Annotated in this window: 21 protein-coding genes and 2 pseudogenes; 13 read left to right on the top strand and 10 right to left on the bottom strand. The window is 64.2% G+C overall.

Annotation, left to right across the window (positions count from 1 at the left end; genetic code table 11):
- Window positions 1–892: pseudogene (locus AC630_RS34150) on the bottom strand (hypothetical protein); the annotation flags it as partial.
- A gap of 279 nt (window positions 893–1,171) precedes the next feature.
- On the opposite strand from AC630_RS34150, the gene AC630_RS34155 reads away from it, so the two are divergent.
- The 5 genes from AC630_RS34155 (at window position 1,172) to AC630_RS34175 (ending at window position 7,991) form a co-directional block, all read left to right on the top strand.
- On the top strand, window positions 1,172–1,357 hold the full coding sequence (locus AC630_RS34155) for an ABC transporter ATP-binding protein C-terminal domain-containing protein (protein ID WP_074122818.1): 186 nt from the start codon (window positions 1,172–1,174) through the stop codon (window positions 1,355–1,357).
- Window positions 1,354–1,884, top strand: a complete 531-nt coding sequence (locus AC630_RS34160; protein ID WP_074122819.1) for an ATP-binding cassette domain-containing protein — start codon at window positions 1,354–1,356, stop codon at window positions 1,882–1,884. Before AC630_RS34155 ends, AC630_RS34160 begins: the two co-directional genes overlap by 4 nt.
- Window positions 1,885–1,912: 28 nt before the next feature.
- Window positions 1,913–3,109: a M24 family metallopeptidase gene (locus AC630_RS34165; RefSeq protein WP_074122820.1), complete on the top strand. Its 1,197-nt coding sequence runs from the start codon at window positions 1,913–1,915 to the stop codon at window positions 3,107–3,109.
- Window positions 3,110–3,222: 113 nt separating this feature from the next.
- Window positions 3,223–4,503 (top strand): metallophosphoesterase family protein, encoded by a 1,281-nt coding sequence (locus AC630_RS34170; protein WP_074122821.1) that lies wholly within the window; start codon window positions 3,223–3,225, stop codon window positions 4,501–4,503.
- Window positions 4,503–7,991: an AAA family ATPase gene (locus AC630_RS34175; protein WP_074122822.1), complete on the top strand. Its 3,489-nt coding sequence runs from the start codon at window positions 4,503–4,505 to the stop codon at window positions 7,989–7,991. The genes AC630_RS34170 and AC630_RS34175 overlap by 1 nt, the downstream gene beginning before the upstream one ends.
- 74 nt (window positions 7,992–8,065) lie before the next feature.
- Here the strand turns inward: AC630_RS34175 and AC630_RS34180 are convergent, their stop codons facing one another.
- The 3 genes from AC630_RS34180 to AC630_RS34190 form a co-directional block, all read right to left on the bottom strand.
- Window positions 8,066–8,893 (bottom strand): hypothetical protein, encoded by an 828-nt coding sequence (locus AC630_RS34180; protein WP_074122823.1) that lies wholly within the window; start codon window positions 8,891–8,893, stop codon window positions 8,066–8,068.
- A 99-nt stretch (window positions 8,894–8,992) separates the two neighbouring features.
- Window positions 8,993–10,993: a primary-amine oxidase gene (locus AC630_RS34185; protein ID WP_074122824.1), complete on the bottom strand. Its 2,001-nt coding sequence runs from the start codon at window positions 10,991–10,993 to the stop codon at window positions 8,993–8,995.
- Window positions 10,994–11,008: 15 nt separating this feature from the next.
- The gene (locus AC630_RS34190) at window positions 11,009–12,205 is read right to left on the bottom strand and encodes a serine hydrolase domain-containing protein (RefSeq protein ID WP_074122825.1); all 1,197 of its coding nucleotides are present in this window, start codon (window positions 12,203–12,205) and stop codon (window positions 11,009–11,011) included.
- Between the two features lie 180 nt (window positions 12,206–12,385).
- Between AC630_RS34190 and AC630_RS34195 the strand changes: the two genes are divergently transcribed.
- Entirely contained in the window at window positions 12,386–13,375 is a 990-nt protein-coding gene (locus AC630_RS34195) for a helix-turn-helix domain-containing protein (RefSeq protein ID WP_074122826.1), read from the top strand.
- A gap of 18 nt (window positions 13,376–13,393) precedes the next feature.
- Here the strand turns inward: AC630_RS34195 and AC630_RS34200 are convergent, their stop codons facing one another.
- From AC630_RS34200 to AC630_RS34220, 5 genes are all read right to left on the bottom strand, one after another.
- A complete protein-coding gene (locus tag AC630_RS34200) occupies window positions 13,394–14,170 on the bottom strand; it encodes a MetQ/NlpA family ABC transporter substrate-binding protein (protein ID WP_074122827.1) in 777 nt (258 codons plus the stop codon).
- 28 nt (window positions 14,171–14,198) lie between these two features.
- Entirely contained in the window at window positions 14,199–14,864 is a 666-nt protein-coding gene (locus AC630_RS34205) for a methionine ABC transporter permease (RefSeq protein WP_074122828.1), read from the bottom strand.
- Window positions 14,854–15,978, bottom strand: coding sequence for a methionine ABC transporter ATP-binding protein (locus AC630_RS34210; RefSeq protein WP_074122837.1), 1,125 nt, complete (start codon window positions 15,976–15,978; stop codon window positions 14,854–14,856). Before AC630_RS34210 ends, AC630_RS34205 begins: the two co-directional genes overlap by 11 nt.
- Before the next feature lie 254 nt (window positions 15,979–16,232).
- Window positions 16,233–17,705, bottom strand: a complete 1,473-nt coding sequence (locus AC630_RS34215; RefSeq protein WP_074122829.1) for a DASS family sodium-coupled anion symporter — start codon at window positions 17,703–17,705, stop codon at window positions 16,233–16,235.
- A 116-nt stretch (window positions 17,706–17,821) separates the two neighbouring features.
- On the bottom strand, window positions 17,822–18,628 hold the full coding sequence (locus AC630_RS34220) for an enoyl-CoA hydratase/isomerase family protein (protein WP_143198527.1): 807 nt from the start codon (window positions 18,626–18,628) through the stop codon (window positions 17,822–17,824).
- A 121-nt stretch (window positions 18,629–18,749) separates the two neighbouring features.
- Here AC630_RS34220 and nthA point away from each other — a divergent pair, with 121 nt between their 5' ends.
- Genes nthA through AC630_RS34235 form a run of 3 tightly spaced genes read left to right on the top strand, consistent with a single transcriptional unit; the run spans window position 18,750 to window position 20,418 of the window.
- The gene (nthA, locus tag AC630_RS34225; protein WP_074122831.1) at window positions 18,750–19,385 is read left to right on the top strand and encodes a nitrile hydratase subunit alpha; all 636 of its coding nucleotides are present in this window, start codon (window positions 18,750–18,752) and stop codon (window positions 19,383–19,385) included.
- Window positions 19,382–20,041 carry a nitrile hydratase subunit beta gene (gene nthB, locus AC630_RS34230; protein WP_074122832.1) on the top strand — a complete coding sequence of 220 codons (660 nt, stop codon included), beginning with the start codon at window positions 19,382–19,384 and terminating at the stop codon, window positions 20,039–20,041. The genes nthA and nthB overlap by 4 nt, the downstream gene beginning before the upstream one ends.
- On the top strand, window positions 20,041–20,418 hold the full coding sequence (locus AC630_RS34235; protein WP_074122833.1) for a nitrile hydratase accessory protein: 378 nt from the start codon (window positions 20,041–20,043) through the stop codon (window positions 20,416–20,418). Before nthB ends, AC630_RS34235 begins: the two co-directional genes overlap by 1 nt.
- A gap of 276 nt (window positions 20,419–20,694) precedes the next feature.
- Here AC630_RS34235 and queC read toward each other — a convergent pair whose 3' ends face one another.
- A complete protein-coding gene (queC, locus tag AC630_RS34240; protein WP_074122834.1) occupies window positions 20,695–21,408 on the bottom strand; it encodes a 7-cyano-7-deazaguanine synthase QueC in 714 nt (237 codons plus the stop codon).
- Between the two features lie 126 nt (window positions 21,409–21,534).
- Between queC and AC630_RS44570 the strand changes: the two are divergent.
- From AC630_RS44570 to AC630_RS34255, 4 genes and pseudogenes are all read left to right on the top strand, one after another.
- Window positions 21,535–21,645, top strand: a pseudogene (locus tag AC630_RS44570) (nucleoside triphosphate pyrophosphohydrolase); the annotation flags it as partial.
- A 52-nt stretch (window positions 21,646–21,697) separates the two neighbouring features.
- Window positions 21,698–22,114, top strand: coding sequence for a hypothetical protein (locus AC630_RS34245; protein ID WP_074122835.1), 417 nt, complete (start codon window positions 21,698–21,700; stop codon window positions 22,112–22,114).
- A gap of 153 nt (window positions 22,115–22,267) precedes the next feature.
- The gene (gene mazG, locus AC630_RS34250; RefSeq protein WP_074122838.1) at window positions 22,268–23,086 is read left to right on the top strand and encodes a nucleoside triphosphate pyrophosphohydrolase; all 819 of its coding nucleotides are present in this window, start codon (window positions 22,268–22,270) and stop codon (window positions 23,084–23,086) included.
- A 25-nt stretch (window positions 23,087–23,111) separates the two neighbouring features.
- Window positions 23,112–23,585, top strand: a complete 474-nt coding sequence (locus tag AC630_RS34255; protein ID WP_074122836.1) for a GNAT family N-acetyltransferase — start codon at window positions 23,112–23,114, stop codon at window positions 23,583–23,585.
- The last annotated feature ends 98 nt before the right edge of the window (window positions 23,586–23,683 follow it).

Consider the following 23,683-nt stretch of genomic DNA (forward strand, 5'->3'; position numbering starts at 1 on the left):
CGAGATCCTGCTCCAGCCGGCCGGCCTTTTCGCGCTCCTCTTGCAGGGACTTTTGCAGCTCGGCCGTGCCGCTCTCTCCTTCCTGCTTCACTGCGGTAGCTTCGGCGCGCGCTTTCGCCGCCAGCGCGGTCTGCACCTCGACCTCCCGCCGCGCCGCCGCAAGATCCTGCTCCAGCCGCGCCGCTCTCTCGCGCTCCTGTTGAAAAGATCTTTTTAGCTCGACCACACCGCTGTCGGTCGCCTGTCTTGCTTCGTCTTTCGCCGTGGCTGGCGGCGAAGCCCGCGGATCGGCATCGCCGCGCATTCTTGCAATATCCCGCTCCATCCGTTCGGATCGTTCGCGCATCATCGATCTGCGCAACTCGGCAGTTCTGCGCTCCGCCGCCGATTGGTCGATGCCCTCCAGCTCCCGCTGCAGGGATTTGCGCAATTCTGCAATCTCGCTGTCCGCGGCCTGCCTGGCTCGAGCCGACTCTTGGCCCGCCTCCTTCAGCCGTGCCTGCAGAGTCTCGAGATAGCGCCGGACGATAGCGAGTTCGCGCGTCAGCTTCTCCACCCCCTGGCGCTCCTGCTCAGCGGCCGGCAGCGACCCGTTTTGCTCGCTGCTCGTTGTTTGCGCCAGCTGTATCGATCTATCGTCGCTTGGACGCATCTGCGGTTGCCGTGCTCCGCCTGATGCTTGCGATGCCCATGTCGACGCGAGCAGAGTTGCGATGATGCACAAGGGCGCGGCTCGCCTCCATCCGGACGCGTGCTGCATCGGCATACAAGCGAACTGCCCATTGTTCGAGCTGGCAGCGATGCCGCAAGCGTGCACCATATCAATTTGGATGACGGTTGTTGGATTTCCCGACCCGTCCACAATCACCTGTCGCATGGTGATTTGGCCCATTTCTCGGCCCCATCCTAGTGGGTCACTATAGCGCGCGCGGGCTCGAATGCCATTCCCTCGCAAGGAGGGCCCCTCGCCTACCTCTTTCGGGTTAGGTGCGCGCGGCGAAGAGCGGCTTGATTTAAGCAGCCCAAGCCCATCACAGCGGCGTGACGGAGGAACGCGCGTTTCCGCGCCGGCCCTGCTGGCGAAGCGACTCAGTTCCAGGCTTGATCCCGGATCAACGCGCGACTAAATCACGTCACGCTCGTCGAAAGCCTGAAGCAGGAATTGCTGCGGGTGCGCCAGCGCGGCATCGCCCTGCTGATCGTGGAGCATAATCTGAAACCCGTGTTCGAGATCTGCGACCACATCTACGTGCTCGACCAGGGCCGGATCCTCGCCGAAGGTCCCCCAGCAACGGTCGCCGCGGATGCACGGGTCGTCGCGGCCTATATGGGCCGCCAGGGTGGACGCGCCACATGAGCCAACGGGGTCTTGCAGCAGAGCAATCGCGCCCGGGCGATCCGATCATCGGTATCGAAGGCGCGGCCGGCGGCTACGGCGATCTTACCATCCTTCACGGCATCGACGTTGCCATCCCTCGCGGCTCATGGACCACGATTGTCGGCGCCAACGGCGCCGGAAAGTCGACCCTGCTGAAGCTCACCGCTGGCTTGGTCCAGTGCCGCACCGGCTCCGTGGCGTTCGACGGACAGGACGTGACGCGCCTCGATGCGCTTGCGCGCCTGAAACGGGGCATCGGCTTCGTGCCGCAGGGGCGCTGCAACTTCCCCATGCTGTCAGTGGCAGAGAATCTCAAGCTCGGCGCCTATACCCGCCGACTCGGCGCGGCCGAGCTCGATGCCGAGCTTGACGCCATCACCACTCGGTTTCCGCGCTTGAAGCAGCGCTGGCACTCAGGCCAGCCAAATCCGCGGCTACTCAAATACCCCGCTCCCGGCTCACACTTGCCCCAAGGAGCGTCGGGCAAAAACCGACACTGCAGCTGAGTCCCGCACCAACATTGGGAGGTTCGCCATGCAGGAGAACGTCGCAAGCGCGACCGGCTCGCGCACCATTCCATTCGACGCCCCCAAGCTCGACCGCCTGATGGAGGCCGCCGGCCTCGACGTGCTGGTCGCGACCTCCAAGCACAATGTGCAGTACCTGCTGGGTGCCGAGCGCGCGATCTTCTTCGACTACATGGACGCCATGGGCGTCAGCCGCTACCTGCCGGTTCTGGTCTATCCCAAGGGCGCGCCAGACAAAGCCGTCTATGTCGGCCACCGGCTGGAGACCCACCAGCGCGCCGTGGCGCCGCTTTGGGTGCCACAGGGCCGGACCGAGTCCAGCGGCTCGGTCGACGCTGTGACGCGGGCCATAGGCCTGATCCGGGACGCCGGCGTGCCGCTGAAGCGGGTCGGGGTCGAGATGGCGTTCCTGCCGATGGACGCGGGCCGGGCGCTGGCCGACGCCCTGCCCGGCGCTGAGCTCAAGGACGCGCTGCTGGTGCTGGAGCGGCTGCGCGCGGTCAAGTCGCCCGATGAACTGGCCAAGCTCAAGATCGCGTCGGAGCTGGTGATCGCCTCGATGCTGGAGGTGATCGCCGGACACGGGCCGGGCACGACCAAGCAGCAATTGTCGGACGCACTTCGCGTCGCCGAAGCCAATCGCGGCCTGACCTTCGAATACTGCCTGCTCGCCTGCGGCAACAGCCACAACCGGGCGCCGTCGGCGCAGCGCTGGGAGCAAGGCGACGTGTTGTCGCTCGACTCCGGCGGCAACTATCACGGCTATATCGGCGATCTCGCGCGCATGGCCGTGCTGGGCGATCCCGATGCCGAGCTGAAGGACTGTCTGGCAGAGATCGAAGCGGTGCAGCGCGCCGCCTTCGCCGCGGTCCGGCCGGGTGCCATGGGCGGCGAGATCTACGTCGCTGCCGAGCGTCAGCTCGCGCAGATCAGCCAGCGCGACTGCACAGATTTCCTGGCGCACGGCATGGGCCTCATCAGCCACGAGGCCCCTCGCCTGACCGCCAAGGGTCCGGTTCCCTACGACGATACCGACGCCCGGCTGCCGCTCGAGCCCGGTATGGTGGTGTCAATTGAGACCACGATGAAGCACCCCAGGCGCGGCTTCATCAAGCTCGAGGACACGGTTGTCGTGACGCCAACAGGCCACGAGATCTTTGGCGAGGATGGCCGTGGATGGAATCTTGGCGGGAGCGGGCTTTAGCGGCTGACCGGGCCGAAGCCGCAAACGAGAGACACGGATGATTTTAGGATCACACCAACGTCGAGGCCGCATGAGGTAATATTCGTTGATTCGATGGAATATTGGGGCGTTTGATGTCGGCCTTCCGTTTCGTGCATGCGGCCGACGTCCACCTGGACTCGCCGTTACTGTCTCTCGCTTTGCGAAATCCAAGACTGGCCGAGCTCATTGGCAACGCCAGTCGGCAGGTATTCGTGCGTATCGTCGATCTTTGTCTCGACGAACGCGTTGACGCCCTCTTGCTGGCGGGCGATCTCTACGACGGCGACCAGACCTCCATGAAGACGGCGCGCTTTCTGAGCGAGCAGCTTCGTCGCCTGCACACCGCGGGGGTCAGGGTCTTCATCATCCGTGGAAATCACGATGCCCTGTCGAAGATCACCAAGGAGCTCGTGCCTCCGGACGGCGTAAGAGTGTTTGGCGGACGGGCGGAAACCTTCGAGATTTTGCGAGATCGCGGAGACCGTCCGATCGTGGTGCACGGGCTAAGTTTCGCGAAGCCGCAGGCGCCGGAAGGTCTCCTTGGCAGATACCGGCCACCAGTCGAGGGTGCGATCAACATCGGGCTCATGCACACGAGCCTAGATGGCTCGCCAGGCCACGACGTCTATGCGCCCTGCAGCACAGCGGATCTCGCCAGTTCCGGCTTCCGTTATTGGGCGCTTGGACATATCCACAAACGCTCGACGACCGAAGGCTCCTGCGCCATCGTGATGCCGGGTATTCCGCAGGGCCGCGACATCGGGGAAAGCGGACCTAAATCCGTCACGCTGGTGAGCGTGCTGGATGATGGGTCATTTTCTCTCGACGAACGCGTCGTCAGCATGGCCCAGTTCGAGCGGGTCGCTGTCGACGCTTCCGGGCTAGTGACATGGCCCGATCTCGTCGCCCGCATCGAGATCGCGCTCGGCGAAGCGTCCAGCCGGTCAGCCTCCGACCATGTCGTCGCGCGGCTCAGTATTTCCGGCGCGACGTCGCTAGCCTGGAACATCCGGCGGGACGCCGATCTTCTCCACACCGAAGCGGAAAGCCGGGCGGAAGCGATAGGCAATGTCTGGATCGAAAAGCTTGAAACCGACTGTCGGCGGCCGACAATTGCCGATCGGGTCGATAGTGCAGACCCCGTCGAGGTGCTTCGCCGGACGATGAGTGACGACATCGTCGAATCCGAGGAGTTTCAAGCCGAAGCGCAAGGAATCGTCAGGGATTTGCTCAGTCAGCTGCCGCCGGAATGTCGACGCACCCTCGCCCCGGATGACGCCGGCCTCGCTCTGCTCGTCAAGCAGTTGTGCGAGGAAGGTGCCGAAGAAGTGCTAGCGCGGTTGGCTGCGGGCAGCATCGACGGAGCACGCTGATGCGCATCCGGAAGCTGGGGCTCAAACGCTATGGCAAGTTCACGGATGCAGTCCTAGACTTCGGAGCGCACGCCGCCGGCGGCCCTGATCTGCACATCGTCTACGGGCCGAATGAGGCCGGAAAATCGACGGCCATGTCGGCCTGCATGGAGTTGCTCTACGGCATCCATCCGCAGAGCAAGCTCAACTTCCTGCACCCGCACGCGACCATGCGGATCGAGGCTGAGATCGAGCATTCCGCCGGCGTCCGCAATCTTGTGCGGATCAAGAAGCCACAGAACAGCCTGCTGGACGATGCGGGCCGGCCTGTGCCCGAACTTGTCCTGCTCAGCGAACTCGGAGGTCTCGATCGAAACGCCTACCAGACGATGTTCTGTCTCGACGACGAAACGCTGGAGGCCGGCGGCGAGAACATCCTCGCCAGCAAGGGCGATCTCGGTCCCCTTCTGTTCTCTGCAACCGCGGGCCTTTCCGATCTGAGCGCAAGACTCGCTTCCGCACGAGAGGAAGCGGAGGCTTTCTTCCGACCCGGAAAGCGATCGGGCGTTCTTGCCGACCTCAAGAAGGAGCTTCTCGTCCTGAAGGAGGAACGCGACAAGATCGACACGCTTGCGTCGGAGTTCTCGCGGCTCGTCGTTGATCGCGACGAAGCGGCCGTTGCTTACGACGAAGCGCTTGCTCAACGCGGACGGACACAGGTCCGAATTGACGAGATACAGCGGTTCTTCAACGCCCTGCCCCGGCTCCAGACCATTCGCAGGCTTCGCGCGGAGCTCGAACCGCTTGCGGCCCTGCCGGATGCGCCCTTGGTCTGGGCGACGGATCTCCCTGAGCTGATGACCCAGCAGACGAAGCTTCTGACGCAGGCACAGACGATCGGCGAAGAGATCGCGCAGCTGGAGCGTGCGCTCGAAGGATTGGTCGTGAATGAGACGGCCTGCGGTCTCCAAGGCCGCATCGAACTGCTGATGGACCTGCGCGCGCGGTACGTCACGGCGGAAAAGGACCTGCCCGACCGGCGTGTCCGTCTGAGCTTGGTCGAGCAGGCGGCGGCGCGGATACTGGCCCGCATCGACCGTGACTCCGAGGCATCACCCATGCGCCTCATCCTGTCGACAGCCGTCACCGGACCGCTCCACGATCTCATGGAGCGGCGGTCCGGCATCGAGGCAGCCGTCGCTGGGGCCGAGACCGAACTTGCAAAAGCTCGCGACGCTCTGTCCGAGGCCGAGGCAAAGATTGGCGAAGACGACCACAGGCTTGATGAGGCGGCGACACGCGTACTGGCCCTGGCCCTCGGGATGGCCCGCCAAAGCGATGATGCGGCGCGACTGCGCGCCGCCGATCGCACCCGCGGGGAGCGCGCCGAAGAGTTTGACGACCATCTCATCGGGTTGCGCCCTTGGGAGGGCGACAGGGACGCTCTCCTGGCGGCTCCGGTAGCAGCGCCGGACCAGCTTGAGCGCTGGGTATCGAGTGAAGCAAAACTCTCGCGGGACATCGCTCTGCAGCAGAACGAGGTCGACCGCTGCGGCGCAGATATACGGCGACTTGAGAGTAAGATCGAAGCGCTCGGCTCCACCTCGGGTGTCATCAGCGACCAAAAGGTCGGCAAGGTTCGGTCCGATCGTGAGGCCGCCTGGATAGCTCACAAGGGCGCACTCAACGCCGCAACTGCGGCGACCTTCGAGACGGTGATGCGGAAACTCGATCTCGTTACGGAGCAGCGCTTAAGCCATATCGGGAACGTGGCTGAGCTAAACCAGGCACTGTTGGATCGGGCCGAGGTCCGGACAGCTCAGGAGTTGGCACGACATCGGCTACAGACGAATTTGCAGCAGCGCGCGGCTCTCGCTGACGAAATCGCCACATCCATTCGTGCCATCGGCGGAGGTCTCGATGAGACCATGGGCGTTGCCGGAATGAAGCTCTGGCTTCAGAAGCGAGAGCGAGCGATCGAAGCCCGCACGAGACTGATGGCCGCGGAGCGCGAATTGCGGCAGGCGCAGATCGATGCGGCGAGCGCGCGGGAACGCCTCGCCGGGGCGTTGCGTGCGGCCGACGTGCCCTTCCCGGAGGACGCCGACGTGCAGGCGATGTTGGTGGCGGGCCAGGCGGCGCTCGACCACGAGGCCGTCGCCAAAGCGTTGCGGGCATCGGTCGATGATCGCCGTCGGGACCTGACGTCGCGGGAAAAGAAACGCGAAGAGGCGTTGCTCGCGGAAAGCGCTTGGAGCTCGGCGTGGCTGCAGGCCTGCGCGACTTGCTGGCTGGGCGAATGCGAGAGCAAGAGCCAACTGACGACGACCGTCGTACGAGAAACACTGGAAGCACTAACGGAATTGGGCCCCGCTCTGGAGAAGAAGGCTGAGCTGACCGACCGGATCGCGAAGATGGAACGCGATCAGCTTCAGTTCCGGACCGAGGTCGAGACCCTTGCCGCAATGATGGGACTAGCTTCTCGACCCTCGGATGTTCTCGGGCTGTGCCAGGCCGTCGTGAGCGGCGTCGCGGATGCGACGAAGGCGCTCGACCGCCGACACGATACCGAGGCGCGCCTGCTGGCCGAAAGAGACGAGGCTCGCTTGATCGCAGACCAACTGGCAGAGGTCGAGGCACATGCGAAACGAATGGTGGATCGCTTCAACGTCGGCTCGCTGGCGGAGGTCGACGGTTGTCTGCGCGGTGTCGCGCGCAGGATTGATCTCACCGCGCGCCTGATCGAGGCTCGCGATGAGATGCTTGAAGTCATGGGGCTCGAGACGTTCGAGGAGGCCGAAACAATACTCGATGCATTGGATCGAGGAGCGCTCGAAGCCGAACTGACCGAAAAGAAATCACGCTTCGGCAACGAAGACGACCGTATCCGCGATCTGTTTGCCGTACGTACGAAGGCGGAGGATCAAATTTCCGCAGTCGGCGGAGATGCCACCGTTGCGATCATCGACACGAAGCGGCGCACGATATTGCTCTCTATCGAAGATAGGGCCCAGGCCTATCTGAAGCTCAAGCTTGGAACAGCCGCCGCCGACAGCGCCCTCCGTGCTTACCGTGATCGTCATCGCAGTTCGATGATGGCGCGAGCCTCAGAATCCTTTGCCCTAATCAGTCGCGGAGCTTATTTGGAACTCTCGACCCAACCGTCGAATGGAAGCGAACTCCTGATTGCAAGGGGAGCGGACGGGAGTTCGAAAATCGCCTCCGAGCTCTCGAAAGGGACCAGGTTTCAGCTTTACTTGGCACTGCGGGTCGCCGGTTACTACGAATTCGCTCGGGCGCATGCCCCTGCGCCGTTCCTCGCGGACGACATCATGGAAACGTTTGACGATTTTCGCGCCGAAGAAGCTTTCCGGCTGTTGTCTGGCATGGCCACGCAAGGACAGGTCGTATACTTCACCCATCATCGGCATCTCTGCGAAATCGCGCGGACGGTCGAGCCGGCCATAACCGTTCACGACCTCCAAGCGCGGACACGTATTGTGTCATAAGGCGTGAATCCTTCTCGATGCCCGCTTCGCGGGCTCTTCAGGATGAGGAGCTGAGCGTAGGTGAACCTGCGAAACTAGCGCAGCAGCAGCAGCTCAAGCTGGCTTTGTGCCTTCTTGACGGCTGCTGCGAACCAGCTCTGGCTTGGCGCTTCCCTGGCGAAACATTTTGTATATGCGTCCATCGCCTGGTCTTCGCGGGCCGTGTCGCCCCGCGGGTCCTTCTTGTTGACCTTCTTGGCCATCATCTGCTTCCAGACTTTCTCGCAGGCCGGGATTTCAGCCGTCTTCACGGCATCGCTTGTGGCGAGGAAGTAGACCTTCTCGCCCTGGACCACGACAACGTCGATTTCATGCGGCGGCGCCTTCAGACCGCCGTTGCCGCGCACGCCGAGCACGGCGACCGCGACGCTTGCCGTCGCAGGCTTTGCGATCGGTAGCTCGGCATATTTGGCGAAGGCCGCGTCCTGGATGGCATAATAGTAGAAGCGGTCCGACTTGAACGCGGCCCCGGTCTCCTGTGGCATGCCGTCGTCGCGATGCTCGGCAAGCCAGTGCTTGAGCAATGCGGACGTGGTCACCACGGCTTGCGTCTTGTCGCCTTCGGAGGCGAAACCGAGCCCGTCAAGATGACCGAAGCCTATGTCGCCACTGAAGAGCGTGTCGACGTTCGATTGGCCGTCGGCCGGCAGCCCCTTGATCGTGACCGGCCCTACCAGGCCGCGCAGCACGCCTGCCAGCTCCCTAAGTGCCGCGTCGTGCTGCCTGGTCGTCTCGTCGTTCTCCGCAGCTTTCGAGAACTTTGCGATGTAGCGGTCGCGCAGATCGAGATAGTGCTGCTCGGGCGTGGCCGCATGGGTAGGCGCTACGAAGACGAGTAGAGAGACCAAGGCAAGCCACTTCATCGCGATTCCACAAGGCAAAAGATGTCTTCAGCCTTTGTGCTTCTGCCTCGCGGGAAGGTTCATCCTGTAGGCGGGCCACCGCCTTGGCGGCGCCCTATCCTAGCTGCCGTGACAGCACGAGCCGCTCGTCCTGTCCGCCTCCTCGCCCGCAAGCACGCTGCGGCTGTTGCGGTCCGGCGGGATGTCACCGGCGGCATTGGCCGCAAAGAAACCCGTCGGCTTCAGCATGAAGCCGGCATATTCGACCGGCATGATCGGAAAGTCCTCGGGTTTGCAGACATGGGTGTGGCCGAAGGAGTGCCACACCACGATGTCGGCATTCTCGATGTTGCGGTTCTGGGCAGCGTAGCGCGGCAGGCCGTCGCCGCCGGCATGGACGTTGGGATAGTCGCCGCTGGCGTATTTCTCGTCCTTGTCGAAAGCCGTGACCCAGACGTGCTTGGTGGCAAAGCCGCCGCGTTTGCGGACGTAGCTGCCCTCCTGCGCCAGCATCAGCGGGCTCGGATTCACGACGAGCTTGTAGGCCGGAGCATTGCCGACCGAATTTGTCTCGTTGGGATTGCTGATCTTCCAGAACCGGCCGGTCTCGCCATTGGCGACGGCCGCCGCATCGCGCTCGCGTGACAGCACGCGCGTGGTGGTGTCGAACACGTTGCCGTGGGGATTGTCGTGGCCCCAGGGCCGCGGCACGAAGTCGTGCTCGGTGACCGTGTTGCCGCCGCCGTCGATGTTCATGTGCAGGCGGACGTTGAAGAAGTGCTGATGCGTCGGCCCGCCCAGATTGTCATCGACCATGCCGCCCCATTTGTATTTTTCGCCGGGCTGTACGGCAGCGGTCTGGATGATGCCAGTGAGCTTGGTCTCCAACTGGATCGTGCCGTCCTGGTACAAATACCAGTAGAAGCCATAGTCGTAATTGCCGACCGTCGCGAAGAACGAGATGACGAGCCGCCGCGAGCGGCGGACCTCGAACAGGCCGTTACGGAATTCGTAGTGTTTCCAGGCAATTCCGTAGTCTTCTTCATGCATGCAGATAGCGTTCTGCATGACGAAAGGCTCGCCCTTGTTGTCGGCAGCCGGCACGTCGAAATAATGGATGTTGCCGAGGCAGTCGCAGCCAAGCTCGAGCGCGTTCGCAAGCATGCCGAGTCCGTATTCACCGGCATCGAACGCCGACTTCCAGAAGTGGTTGGCGGTTGGGTCGGCGTAAGGCACCACCATCTCGGTGACGCTGGCGCGATGGATCAGCGACCGCTTGCGCTCGCCGTCCTGGTAGCTGAGTTGGTGCAGCACCAGGCCTTCGCGCGGCGTGAAGCCGACGCGGAAGCTCCACTTCTGCCAGTCGACCTTCCAGCCATCGACGCGAAAACTCGCGCCCTCGGGTTGCTCGATATGCAGCGGCTTGATGTCGGTGCGCGGGCTCGTGACTTCGCGTGCGCCGTAGTTCCGTTTCTTCCGCGGGATCGGCACGATCGGGTCTTGGTCCGTGAGGTCGATGACCTTTCCGCCGATCAGGTCCACCACGGCGACGACGCCCTCGATCGGATGGGCATAGCCGTTGTCCTGGAGGTGTTCGCGGAAATAGCTGACGGCGCGCACGATGCGTGCTCCGCGCTCGAATTCCTTGTCGAAGAAGCCCGAGGAAAACGGATCCACCTGGACCAGCTCGATGTCCTTGTCGGTGAGCCCGCGCCGGTGCATCGCCGCGCGCCAGCCGGGATCGGCTTTGACCACGGCCTCGCACTTGAAGAATTCTTCGAACATGACCGACGGCTGCCCGTAGGGCGCCTCGCGGTTCGGCACGATCTTGCGCGTCACGATCTCGCTGCGGCCGAGATCGACGACGTGCTCGATCGCCTCGCCGGTCGTCACATCCAGCGTCAGCACGAAGGCGCGGCGCGGCAGCCCTGCCCCATCGGCAGCCAGCTCCTGCTTGGTCGGCTCGTCCAGCCGCACCGTCGGGAAGCGGCAGTTTTCCGGCGAGGTCGCCGTCGCACGCACCAGGGTGCAGGCGGCTGTAATCTCTTCCGCCGTCAGCGGATCGAGCGGGTGTGGCATCGCGGTCTGCGTCGGCGATTTCGCTTTGACGGTGTCGAGCATGATGATCTCCTGGCGTTAGCGCGGAGCAAGATGCGCGGTGATGGCGCGGAAGCCGGCGAGCCAGCGGAGGTCGATCGGAACGTCCATCGCCTTCGGCTGCGTCGCGAGCTTGACGATGACGGTGTCCGAGTCCGGATCGACGTGGAGCAACTGGCCGTGAATGCCGATTCCGGTCAGAGCGTTGCGTGACGGATCGATCGTGAACCATTTGCTGCGATAACGTGCGCCCGGGAAGAACTCGGCGAGGTCGCCATCGGCCCACGCCTTGGGATCGCCGTTCTCGTGGATGTCGTCGATCCACCAGCCCGGCACCACCTGCCGTCCCTCGACCACGCCGCGGCAGCGGATCATCTCGCCGAAGCGCAGGAGGTCGCGTGCGGTGACGGAGAGGCCGCCGGCGATGCGGCCCATGCCGTGGCTGTCGAGCGTGAGGGAGCCATCCTCCGCGGCGCCCATCGGCTGCCAGAGATATTCGGAGAGGATGCGCGGGTACGGCATGCCGCATGCGCGCTCATAGACCCAGCCGAGCACTTCCGTGTTGGTCGAGACGTAGTGGAAGACCTTGCCGTGCGGCTTGCCCGTGCCGCGCAGGGTCGTGAGATAGGCGCGCTGGTGTCCGGGCTCGACGCCCGGCGGTGGCACGTCCCAGCCCGAGGAGAAGCGATAGCGCGCGACGTCGCCGGCGGGGTCCTCGTAGTCTTCCTCGAAGTTGATCGCGACCGCCATGTCGAGGACGTTGCGGACGGTGCAGGTACCGTAGACAGAGGTCTCGAGCTCAGGCACGTAGCGCACCACCCTCGCCTCCGGATCGAGCAGCCCGCGCCCGGCCAGGACGCCGCCGAGCGTGCCGGCGATCGACTTGCTGATCGAGCAGATCAGGTGCGGCGTGGTCACGCTCATGCCGTCGCCGTACCACTCGTGGATCAGCGTGCCCTTGTGCATGACCAGCAGCGCATCGGCGAAAGTGTCGCGCAGCGTGGCCTCGATGGTGGTCGGTTTGCCGTCGGGCGTGGTGAAGCCGAGCTTGGACAGCTCGCGCGGCGCGCTTGGCATCGGCGTCGGATGGGCCGAGCGGCGCACCTCCGCGGTCGGCAGCACCTCGCGGGTGTGGGTGAAGCCCCAGCGGATGGCCGGGAAGCTGCGCCAGTTGGCGCGGGTCACCTGGGCCTCGGGTGCGGCCGGGCTGCCGCGCATGATGTCGGTCGGTCGCATGTCGATCCTCCGCAAGGCTATCCCGACAGATATGTCGGACCTGTACCGGAGGAAGCCTGCACCCCGGCGTCACCGGGCGTTATCGAGATCCGGCAACATTTTGCTGGACACGGGCGCGGGTCGTGCCAGTCTGGCGTGGTTCTTGCTAGCTGTTTGGCTTACAGATTCTGACGTGCTGTCATGGCCTTAAGCGCAACTCTTCCGACTCTGAATTCGCCGGCAAGCCTGCTCCAGGCGACCAGCACGGATGTCGATGAGCACTGCGCCGCGCTCGGCCGCTGGCGGCTCAGCTACGACCAGATCAGCGCCGGCGCCTTCCGGGGCAGTTTCACGCAGCTCTCGCTGCCCCGGCTCGAAGTGTTCCGCGAGATCACCAGCCAGCAGGTGCGCCAATACGGCCAGTTGGGTGCCGGCAGTTTTGGCATCGGCCTGCCCTGGCATGGCGAAGGCGAGGTCAATTGCAACGGCGCCAGCGCTGCGGGAGCCAAGATCATCGCCTGCATCGATGCCGAGGTCGACATGTGCACGCCGAAGGCGTTCGAGTTTCGTGGCGTCGTCACCAGTGCGGCGCTGATCGAGGAACTGGCGGCCAACCTCGACATCGAGCCGCCGCGCAGCATCTGGCACCAGTTGCGGGTGATCGAAATGGCGGAAGCGCCCGTTGCCCGGCTGCGCGCCCATCTTGCCGCCATCCAGGAGACCATCACGGCTGCGCCCGAACGGCTCGACGTTCCGGCCGCCCGGCAGGCGCTGGAAGACGCTCTCCTCGTCGAGATCATGGACATGCTGCCGACGGCGCGCCCGAGCGATCCCGGCCGCAGCTCTGCCGCGCGCAAGCGCACCGTCGACCGGGCCCGCGAGCTGATGCACGGCACCGGTGATCGCGCGCTGTCGCTGCTGGAGGTCTGCAAGGCTGTCGGCGCCAGCCCGCGCAAACTCGGCTATTGCTTCCAGGAGGTCCTGGGCACGAGCCCGATGCACTACTGGCGCGCGATGCGCCTGAACGTCGTGCGGCGCGACCTGAAACGCGCCGGCGATGCCGGGACATCCGTCTACGACGTCGCCGTGCAGCACGGCTTCTGGCACTTCAGCCAGTTCTCGCTCGACTACAAGCGCCACTTCTCCGAGCTGCCCTCGGAGACGCTGCGGCGCGCCAGGTTAGCTGCCTGACGCGCGCCCGATCTGCTCTCACCAGGTTGGCAGATAGGTGCCCTTGAAGCGCGCCTCCAGGAACGCCTTCACCGGATCGGAGTGATAGACCTCGATCAGCTGCTTGACCCAGGGCTTGTCCTTGTCCTCCTCGCGGACGGCGAGGATGTTGACCCAGGGACCGTCGGCGTCTTCGCGGGCGATTGCATCGACAGCCGGATTAAGTCCGGCCTGGACGGCGTAATTGTTGTTGATCGAGACGACGTCTACGTCCTGGAGCGACCGCGGAAGCTGGGCAGCATCGAGCTCGACGAAGCGGAGCTTCTTCGGGTTGTCGGTGATGTCGGCGACGGTCGAGGCGACGTTGTTCTGATCTTTCAGCTTGATCACGCCGTGCAGCGCCAGGATCATCAGGCCGCGCGCGCCGTTGGAGGGATCGTTGGCGATGGCGACGCGGGCGCCCTCCGGCAGGTCGGCGAGCTTCTTGTACTTCAGCGAATAGACGCCCTGCGGCGAGCCGATCGTGTTCGCGACCTTGACGATCTTCCAGCCGGTCTTGGAAATCTGGTTCTTCAGGTAGGGCTCGTGCTGGAACGAGTTTGCCTCCAGATCCTTCAGCGCCAGCGCCTGGTTCGGGATCACGTAGTCGGTGAACTCGACCACCTTGATATCGAGGCCGCGCTCTGCGCCGACCTTCTTCACGACGTCCATGATCTCGGCATGGGGGCCTGCGGTCACGCCGACGCGGATGGTGTCGGCCTCGGCCGAATTCGCGAGCAGCAAGGCTGCAGCCGCAAGGGTTGCCAGAAAACGCATCAGTCTCTCCAGTTTCAGCAAATGTGTATCAGCGATTGCGCAGCCGTCGGTTGACCCGGCGCGCCAGATAATCGCCCGCGCTCTGAACGAGCTGCACGAGGGCGATCAGCACGACGACGACGGCCAGCATCATCTCGGGCATGAAGCGCTGGTAGCCGTAGCGGATGCCGAGATCGCCGAGCCCCCCGCCTCCGACGGCGCCGACCATGGCGGAGTAGCCGAGCAGGCTGACCACCGCGAGCGTCAGGGCCAGCACGAGGCCGGGCAGCGCCTCGGGGATCAGCACCTTGAATACGATCTGGATCGGCGAGGCCCCGAACGAGGACGTGGTCTCGATCAGCCCGCCATCGACCTCGCGGATCGCAGCTTCGACGAGGCGCGCGATGAACGGCGTCGATGCAATCGTCAGCGGCACGATCGCCGCCGTCGAGCCGATCGACGTGCCAGCGACAAGCCGCGTGAACGGGATGATGGCGACGACCAGGATGATGAAGGGCGTGGAGCGCGTGGCATTGACGATGATGCCGAGCACGCCGTTGATGGCGGGGGCCGCGAACAGCTCCCCTTTCCGGCTGGTCGCGAGGAAGACCCCGATCGGCAGGCCGAAGGCGGTGCCGAGCAGCGCCGCTACCCCGACCATGAACAGGCTTTCGCCGGTGGCCTGGATGATCAGGTTGATGAGTTCAGGCGACATAGCCGACACGCTCAGCCGAGAATTGATATTGAGAGAGCCACGCGAGCACCCGCGTCACCGCATCTTCGCGGCCGGGAATACCAAGCGTCAGCGATCCCACGTGCTGGCCACCAATCTCGTCGATGCGCGCCGACAGCAGCGAGACGTCGAGGCCGAGCTCGCGTGCGAGCCGCGCCACCAGCGTGTCGCCGGCCCCTGCCCCGCGCACCTGAACGCGGATCACGGCGAGGCCACCCGCGACCGGCCCCGGCACGATCCGGCTTGCCAGCGAGACCGGCAGGCTGTCGCCGATCACCTCGGCCAGGAAGGACTGCGTGATCGGATGCCTGGGATGGGTGAAGATATCGGCGACATGGCCACTTTCGACGACGTGGCCGGCATCGAGCACGACGACTTCCTTCGCCAGCTGCCGTACCACCGACATTTCGTGGGTGATCAGCACGATGGTCACCCCGAGCTCGCGATTGATGTTCGCGAGCAGGTCGAGGATCGCGCGCGTGGTCTGCGGATCGAGCGCGGACGTCGCCTCGTCCGACAGCAGCACGCTCGGACGCGTCGCCAGCGCCCGGGCGATACCGACGCGCTGCTTCTGGCCGCCGGATAGTTCCGAAGGATAGCGGTCGTGCTTGTCGGCGATGCCGACCAGCGCAAGCAGCTCAGTGACGCGGGCCTTGATGTCGGCCTTGGTCCAGCCGGCGATCTCGAGCGGCAGCGCGATGTTGTCGGCCGCGGTGCGCGACGACAGCAGGTTGAAGTGCTGGAAGATCATTCCGATCGAGCGCTGCGCCAGCCGCAACTCGCGGCCTGCGAGAGCCGAGATATCGCTGTTATCGACGATCACGCGTCCGGTGGTCGGCTTCTCAAGCCCGTTGATGAGCCGGACGAGGCTCGACTTGCCGGCGCCGGAGCGGCCGATCACGCCGGTGACGGAGCCACGCGGAATTGCGAAGTCGATCTCTTGCAGCGCGTTGACGCCCGGCTTGCCGCGATAGGCCGGATAAGTCTTCGAGATGTCTTCGAACCGGACCATCGCGTCCGCATCAGTCGCGGCAGGTGAAATCGCTTCGAGCGTTTCGACCGGCTGTCCGATCGCGAGCGATTGGTGGGCGTTCATGGAGGCGGCCTTCATGCACAATAGTTCGCTTGCGCGCATGCCTTCAGGGCCTACGGCAGCCAGGTCGCATCAGCGACGGGGAGTAGAACAGCGGCTGAGCGCTCGGGTGACGCGCGCTGCACTGCAGCACGCACCATCGCCCCTTCAGGTCTTTCTTGCAATTTCAGATATTTGCGGGGAGTTGGACGAAGTTTTCCAAAACTCTCCCCGGAGAAGAAAATTCATCTGCCGGGGGTATCAGCCTCCGGTCGGGCTCATCGAAGCTGTAGCCAGGGCAGCACAATCAGCAGGAGTCCTGCGAAATAGAGCAGCCCGAAGATCAGGCCAAAGCCCCAAAACTGGCCCTTCCCGATATAGCCGCTGCCGAAATACATCGGCGCGGGTCCCGTCGCGTAAGGCGAGATGACGCCCATCAGGCCGAGCGAATACATGCAGAGCATGGCGAGCGTCGTGACCGGCAGGCCGGCGATGCCCGATCCGACCGCGAGCACCACCGGCAGCACGGCGGCCGCGTGCGAGGTGATGCTCGAGAAGAAATAGTGGATCCAGAAGAACAGCGCGACCAGCAGGATCATCGCGGTCGACGGCGACAGCCCCGCGAGGGGCTTGGCGTATTCGGTCGCGAACCATTTGATGAAGCCGATCTCGTTGAGGCCCGAGGCCAGCGTCAGCAGCGAGGTGAAATAGAAGAACACCTCCCAGGCGCTCTTCTCGCCGACGATGTCGGCAAACTCGATCACGCCGGTTACCAGCATCAGCGAGATCACGATGAAGACGACAGTGGTGGCATTGACGAAATTCGAGCCGAGAACCGGCACGTGGATGTCCGGGCTCGAGCCCGCGATCCACAGGAACATCGCGAGCAGGATCAGGGCCAGCATGATCCATTCGTTGCGCGACATCGGGCCCATCGCGCTGAGCTCCTTCGCCGCCCATTCGGAGATTTCCGGGCTGCGCTTCACCTCCGGCCGGCACACGAGGTAGCTGAGCAAGGGCACCAACAGCATCAGGAGGATGCCGAGCGGCGCAAAGCCCGTGAACCATTGGCCCCAGCTCACCTCCACCCCAACCGTCTTCTTGGCGATCGCAAGCGCCGCCGCATTGGGCGCGAGCGCCGTAAAGAACAGCGAACTGGTGACCGCGGTCGCCGCGAACGCCGTCCACATCACATAGGTGCCGATCTTGCCGGCGGTCGGGCCGGGCTCGGAGCCATAGATGCGCGGGATGTTGCTGATGATCGGATAGACGATGCCGCCGCTGCGCGCGGTGTTGGACGGCGTCGCCGGCGCGAGCAGGAAGTCCGACATCGCGACCGCATAGCCAAGGCCAAGCGTGTTGTGGCCGAGGCGCTGCACCAGCACGAGCGCGATGCGCCGGCCAAGCTGGCTCTTGCGGTAGCCGATCGAGAACACGAAGGCGCCGACGATCAGCCAAACCGTGCTCTCGGCGAAGCCCGCCAGCATCCAGCGCAGCGACTTGTTGGGATCAGGGTCAATATAGCCGCCGACGCCGGCGACCGTGAGCCCGATCAGGCCGACCGCACCGACCGGCATCGATTCCAGAATGAGGCCGGTGATGACAGCCGCGAACACGGCAAAATAGTGCCACTGATTGGCATTGAGACCCGCGGGCACCGGCCACAGATAGATCACCAGCCACACCACGAGCGGGGCGATCAGCTTCCAGCGAACCCCTTTCGCTTCAGGCGCCTGCGAACCAGCGGTCATGAGCCCTCCCCCTCGATGTCCGTCGCAATTGGCCGGCCCGTTGGCCGAGCCGCCCTGGTTTTCTCGCGCGGCGTATACGGACTGTCCGCGGCACGATCAATGGCCTGCCCCTCGTTCTACCGTCCCCTGAACCGCGGCTTGCGGCGGCCGAGAAATGCCTCGACGCCCTCCTTGTGGTCCTCGCTGAGGCTCGCCAGCGCGAACTGGTCGACGTCCATGTGGCTGGCGAGATCGTCCAGCGTATGCGCGAGCCGGTTGACGGTCAGCTTTGTCATGGCGACCGAGAGCGGCGGCTGCGCGGCGACCTTGCGGGCGAGCTCCATCGCGGCATCGAAGGCCTTGCCGGGATCGACGACCTGCTCGACCAGGCCCCATTCGTAGGCTTCATCCGCGCTGATGCGCTGATCGGCCAGGATCACCGCCTGCTTGGTGCGGGCCGGCCCGATCAGGTGCAACATCCGCGGGATGCTCTGCCAGCTCATGTTCATGCCGAGCCCGATCTCGGGTACGCGCATATGCGCATCGCTGCCCATGACGCGAAAGTCGAGCGCGACCGCCAGCGCCACGCCGCCACCGATGCAGAAGCCCTCAATCGCCGCGATCGTGATCTGCTCCATCTCCTGCCAGGCATGGGTGAGGCGCGGGCCGAGCTTGAGATGCCGTCGCAGCGTGCCGAGATCCATGTCCTTGCGCGAACGCCCTTCGGCATCCTTGAGGTCGAATCCGGCGCTGAACGTATCGGTGCCACCCGTCAGCACCACGACGGAGGTCGCGGCATCGTCCTCGAAGCTGCGCGCGGCCGCGGTGAGCTGCCGTAGCGCCTCCGGCGAGAGTGCATTGATGCCGTCGCCGCGGTCGAATCGCACCACCGCAATCCGCCCCTCGGGGCCGAGGCCTTTCTCGATTTTCACGTAGACCGTCACCATCGCCTCCCAGTCTGCTTTGCGGCGATGCTATCCTACATCCGGCCTCACGAATATGGGACCCGGTTGCGCCCCAACGTATACTCGACACGCAGGGACCATTGCGCCTATCTTTTGCGCCATGAGCCACGATCACGACCACCATCATCACCACGATCACGATCATTCGGAGCTGTCCGAGACCGAGCTGCGGGTGCGCGCGCTCGAGACGATCCTGACCGAAAAAGGCTATGTCGAGCCGGCCGCGCTGGATGCCATCATCCAGGCCTATGAGACCAAGATCGGCCCGCATAACGGCGCGCGCGTCGTCGCCAAGGCCTGGACCGATCCGGCCTTCAGGAAGGCTCTACTGGAGGACGGCAGCAAGGCGATCGGCACGCTCGGCCATGTCAGCCGCGTCGGCGACCATCTCGTCGTGGTCGAGAACACGCCGCAGCGACACAACATGGTCGTCTGCACGCTGTGCTCCTGCTACCCCTGGGAAATGCTCGGTCTGCCGCCGGTCTGGTACAAGGCCGCGCCCTACCGCTCCCGTGCTGTGAAGGACCCGCGCGGCGTGCTCGCCGATTTCGACGTCACGTTGCCGAAGGACATGGAAATCCGGGTGTGGGACTCGACCGCCGAGACGCGCTTCCTGGTGCTTCCGATGCGGCCCGAGGGGACAGAAGGCTGGAGCGAGGAACAGCTCGCCGAGCTCGTCACCCGCGATTCCATGATCGGCACCGGATTTCCGAGGAAGCCGGGAGCGCCATCATGAACGGCGTGCACGACATGGGCGGCATGGACGGGTTCGGCAAGGTCGAGCCCGAGTCCAACGAACCGATGTTTCACGCGGACTGGGAAGCCCGCGTTCTGGCGATGGTGCGTGCCATGGGCGCCGCCGGCGCCTACAACATCGACACCTCGCGCTTCTACCGGGAGACGCTCCCTCCGCACGTCTATCTGTCGAGCTCCTACTACAAGAAATGGTTCCTCGGGCTCGAGGAGATGCTGATCGAGAAGGGCTACCTCACCCGAGAGGAGGTCGCCGCTGGCCACGCGGCCCAGCCGGCGAAGGCGCTCAAGCACGGCAAGTTCGATCTCGACGACGTCGAGCGCGTCATGGTGCGCGGCAAGTTCGCCCGCCCCGCCCCGGCGCCCGCCAAATTCAAAATCGGCGACCGCGTGCGTGCGAAGAACATTCATCCGGCGACGCATACAAGGCTTCCGCGCTACGTGCGCGGCCATGTCGGCATCGTCGAGCTGAACCACGGCTGCCACGTGTTTCCGGATTCGGCGGCGATGGAGCTCGGCGAGAATCCGCAATGGCTCTACACGGTGGTGTTTGAAGGCAGCGACCTCTGGGGCGCGGACGGCGATCCGACCTCAAAAGTCTCGATCGACGCGTTCGAGCCGTATCTGGACCCGGCGTGATGAGCAGCACGCTTGCTGCCGCCGCGACGGCGGCCATTCCGAGCATTCCGCGCGATGACGACGGCCCGGTGTTCCACGCGCCCTGGGAGGCGCATGCCTTCGCCATGGCGCTGACGCTGCACGAGCGCGGCGTGTTCACCTGGCCGGAATGGGCCGCAGCGCTTGCCGACGAGATCAAGCGCGCGCAAGCGGCCGGCGATCCCGATACGGGCGAGACCTATTATCTGCACTGGCTCGCCACGCTGGAGGGACTGGTTGCGCGCAAGGGCGTCGCATCGACGGAGACACTGCACCGCTACCGCGACGCCTGGGACCACGCGGCGGATCGCACCCCGCACGGCAAGCCGATCGAGCTTAGGCCGGAGGATTTTCGGTAGTCCTCCGTCATTGCGAGCGAAGCGAAGCAATCCAGAATCTTTCTGCAGCGCCAGCCTGGATTGCTTCGTCGCAAGAGCTCCTCGCAATGACGACGTTGAGGGAGCACACATCCTCTTCCCACGTCGTCGTCCGGCTTGACCGGGCGACCCAGTACGCCGCGGCCTCTCCGTATCTTACGAACGTCTCTGGAATACTGGATCGCCCGCCCCAGTGCGCAATTGCGCACAAGGCGGGCGATGACAGCGGAGGTGACGGTAACGGCGGAGCAAGCCGAACTACTCGCCCGCCACAAACTCCCGCCATCCCTTTGCCCGCAAACGGCACGCCGGGCACTCCCCGCACCCATAACCCCAGTCGTGCTGCGCGCCACGTTCGCCGAGATAGCAGGTGTGCGATTGCTCGCGGATGAGGTCGACCAGCCCGTCGCCGCCGAGGTCATGCGCGAGCCGCCAGGTCGCGGCCTTGTCGATCCACATCAGAGGGGTATGCAGCTCGAACTTCCTGGCCATGCCGAGCGATAGCGCGGCCTGCATGGCGCGGATGGTCTCGTCGCGGCAATCGGGATAACCGGAATAGTCGGTCTCGCACATGCCGCCGACGATGTGGGTGATGCCACGCCGATAGGCCAGCGCTGCGGCAAAGGTCAGGAACACCAAATTGCGGCCGGGCACGAAAGTGTTCGGCAGGCCGTCGGCCCCCATCGCGATTGCGACATCGCGCGTCAATGCCGTTTCGGACACGGCGGCCAGCGTCGGGATCGACAGCGTGTGGCTCTCGCCGAGCCTGGAAGCCCAGTCCGCGCGGAGGCCCTTGATGCCGTCGAACAACCGGTCGCGGCAGGCAAGCTCGATGGCGTGGCGCTGGCCGTATTCAAAACCCAGCGTCTCCACGCGCGCGAAGCGGCTCAGTGCCCAGGCAAGGCAGGTGGTGGAATCCTGGCCGCCGGAGAACAGCACCAGCGCGGTTTCGGATGAAAATGCGTCGCTCATGGGCCGCGCTTTAGCACTGCAGGACGGGCCCGCCAATCGGTGGAAATCGGCCCGTGCCATCGCGTCCCACTGGGAACGGCGGGCCGCTTTTGGCATAAGGCTTGAGAGCCAGGAGACGCCCCCGCAATGACCCCTTCCCGCGACATTTCCCGCCTGATCGAGATCATGGCGGCGCTGCGCACGCCGGTGACCGGCTGCCCCTGGGAAGTCCAATACACATTTCGAGGCGCGCGCCCCCAATGAAAAAGCCGCCCGAAGCACCGGCACCGCACGGTAGATAGGAACGCCAGTGACGAATTCTTTCGAGCAAAGCTTGGCCAGACTGAGAAAGGTCAGCGTCGCGGTGGTCGCCGACAATATCCCCGACGCAGAGGGAACGGCGGCCGTCGTGGTCAAATTTTCCGATGGCACAGTATTGAAGGCCAACTACTGGCGTCTAATCCAGGACGGACGCGTTTTAATGAGTAGCTTCGATCATCAGAAGAAATACGGTCTCCCCGCACCAATCGATGCGAAGGAACAAATGTCCAATCGGCTAGATGGAAGGTTCTGCAACGGTGTGCAATTCGATAGCGAGACGGCCGATCTAACTTTGGTGTTCGGTGAAACCACAAAGCTGCAAGTCTTCAACTTTACCGGATACGAAATTTGGGAGATCCACTTTCCCGACGGCACCCGGGAATATTCTAACCACGCTCTTACATAAGTTGGCCGTCAGGAAATCCCAGTCAGACTCAACCGGCACGAGCCTTCAGTCGCCTCAGCTTCGCATAATCAGAAATTACATTGCATCCGAAAACGCATACGCGGGCAATGCAATTTCGCTATCGAGTCAATTAGTTGGATGAGTTGCATGACAATAAAACCCTCCCGCGACATCGCCCGCCTCATAGAGATCATGGCCGCTTTGCGAACAGAGGGAACCGGCTGCCCCTGGGACCTCGAGCAGGATTTCGCGACGATCGCGCCCTACACGATCGAGGAGGCCTATGAGGTGGTCGAGGCCATCAGCCGCGGCGATCTCGACGATCTTCGCGAGGAGCTCGGCGACCTCCTGTTGCAGGTCGTGTTCCACGCCCAGATGGCTGAAGAGCAGAACGCCTTCGCCTTCGGCGACGTCGTCGAGGCCATCACCCGCAAGATGATCCGGCGCCATCCCCATGTCTTCGCCGACATGGACGGCAATCTCGCCCCCTCCCACGTCAAGGAAGTCTGGGACCGCATCAAGGCCGAGGAGAAAGCCGAGCGCGCCGCGCGCCGGCCGCGGGACGAAACGACCTCACACAAATCTCTGCTGTCGGGCGTGAAGGCCGGCCAGCCGGCGCTTACCCGCGCCATGGAACTCCAGCGCAAGGCCTCCACCGTCGGCTTCGACTGGAACGATCCGCGCGCGGTGCTGGCAAAAATCCGCGAGGAGGCCGATGAGATCGAGGCCGCGCTCGACCGCAACGACAAGCAAGAGCTGGTGGAAGAAACCGGCGACCTGATGTTCGCGCTCGTCAACCTCGCACGCCATGTCGATGCCGATCCGGAAGCCGCGCTGCGGGCGACGAACGCGAAATTCGAGCGGCGCTTTGCCTATATCGAGCGGGCACTCGCCGCGAAGGGACGTTCACTGGAGGACGCATCGCTGGAAGAGATGGACGCGTTGTGGAACGAGGCGAAGACCGCTAGCTGATAGAATACAGTTGCGAGGGTGCGAAGTGGACATCAGGCAGGACGATCCCAGGGCGCCCTATGTTGCCGACTTGTTGGCGCATCACCTGGAAGAGCTGCGCAGCGTGATGGGCGAGCATGCGCAAGCACTGGACGCCAGCGGTCTTTCGGCTGCGACCGTGACGTTCTGGACGGCCTGGCAGGGCGATGTGCTGGCTGGGTTCGGTGCCTTGAAGCAACTGGATCAGACGCATGGCGAAGTGAAGTCGATGCGCGCTTCGCCTACGGCGCGGCGCACCGGGGTCGGGCGAACAATTCTGCACCACATCATCGCTGAAAGCCGAAAGCGCGGATATTCGCGTCTCAGCCTGGAGACTGGCACGGCGCCGCTGCACGCTCCGGCCGTCTCACTCTACCGCAGCGTCGGCTTCGCACCCTGTGAGCCGTTCGCCGACTATCTGGACAGCCCGCACAACCAGTTCATGAGCCTCGACCTGTCCAAGTATCTTCCAAGTTCGTAGATGGGGTAACGGGCTCCCTGAGGCCTTCAACCAAGCCGCGCTAGCTACGGCGCTGTTTGATGCGCGCGTCGCGCGGCTTGGTTGGAAGGCAAGCGGTC

The sequence above is a fragment of the Bradyrhizobium sp. AS23.2 genome, assembly GCF_001908185.1.
Lineage (GTDB): Bacteria > Pseudomonadota > Alphaproteobacteria > Rhizobiales > Xanthobacteraceae > Bradyrhizobium.

Excerpts from the sequence above, each read along its gene's own strand:
- AC630_RS34205 (WP_074122828.1), bottom strand. The coding sequence starts at position 14,864 with ATGTCGCCTGAACTCATCAACCTGATCATCCAGGCCACCGGCGAAAGC.
- AC630_RS34200 (WP_074122827.1), bottom strand. The coding sequence starts at position 14,170 with ATGCGTTTTCTGGCAACCCTTGCGGCTGCAGCCTTGCTGCTCGCGAAT.
- AC630_RS34165 (WP_074122820.1), top strand. The coding sequence starts at position 1,913 with ATGCAGGAGAACGTCGCAAGCGCGACCGGCTCGCGCACCATTCCATTC.
- nthB (WP_074122832.1), top strand. The coding sequence starts at position 19,382 with ATGAACGGCGTGCACGACATGGGCGGCATGGACGGGTTCGGCAAGGTC.
- AC630_RS34215 (WP_074122829.1), bottom strand. The coding sequence starts at position 17,705 with ATGACCGCTGGTTCGCAGGCGCCTGAAGCGAAAGGGGTTCGCTGGAAG.
- AC630_RS34175 (WP_074122822.1), top strand. The coding sequence starts at position 4,503 with ATGCGCATCCGGAAGCTGGGGCTCAAACGCTATGGCAAGTTCACGGAT.
- AC630_RS34180 (WP_074122823.1), bottom strand. The coding sequence starts at position 8,893 with ATGAAGTGGCTTGCCTTGGTCTCTCTACTCGTCTTCGTAGCGCCTACC.
- nthA (WP_074122831.1), top strand. The coding sequence starts at position 18,750 with ATGAGCCACGATCACGACCACCATCATCACCACGATCACGATCATTCG.
- AC630_RS34170 (WP_074122821.1), top strand. The coding sequence starts at position 3,223 with ATGTCGGCCTTCCGTTTCGTGCATGCGGCCGACGTCCACCTGGACTCG.
- queC (WP_074122834.1), bottom strand. The coding sequence starts at position 21,408 with ATGAGCGACGCATTTTCATCCGAAACCGCGCTGGTGCTGTTCTCCGGC.
- AC630_RS34160 (WP_074122819.1), top strand. The coding sequence starts at position 1,354 with ATGAGCCAACGGGGTCTTGCAGCAGAGCAATCGCGCCCGGGCGATCCG.
- AC630_RS34210 (WP_074122837.1), bottom strand. The coding sequence starts at position 15,978 with ATGAACGCCCACCAATCGCTCGCGATCGGACAGCCGGTCGAAACGCTC.
- AC630_RS34195 (WP_074122826.1), top strand. The coding sequence starts at position 12,386 with ATGGCCTTAAGCGCAACTCTTCCGACTCTGAATTCGCCGGCAAGCCTG.
- AC630_RS34185 (WP_074122824.1), bottom strand. The coding sequence starts at position 10,993 with ATGCTCGACACCGTCAAAGCGAAATCGCCGACGCAGACCGCGATGCCA.
- AC630_RS34235 (WP_074122833.1), top strand. The coding sequence starts at position 20,041 with ATGAGCAGCACGCTTGCTGCCGCCGCGACGGCGGCCATTCCGAGCATT.
- AC630_RS34190 (WP_074122825.1), bottom strand. The coding sequence starts at position 12,205 with ATGCGACCGACCGACATCATGCGCGGCAGCCCGGCCGCACCCGAGGCC.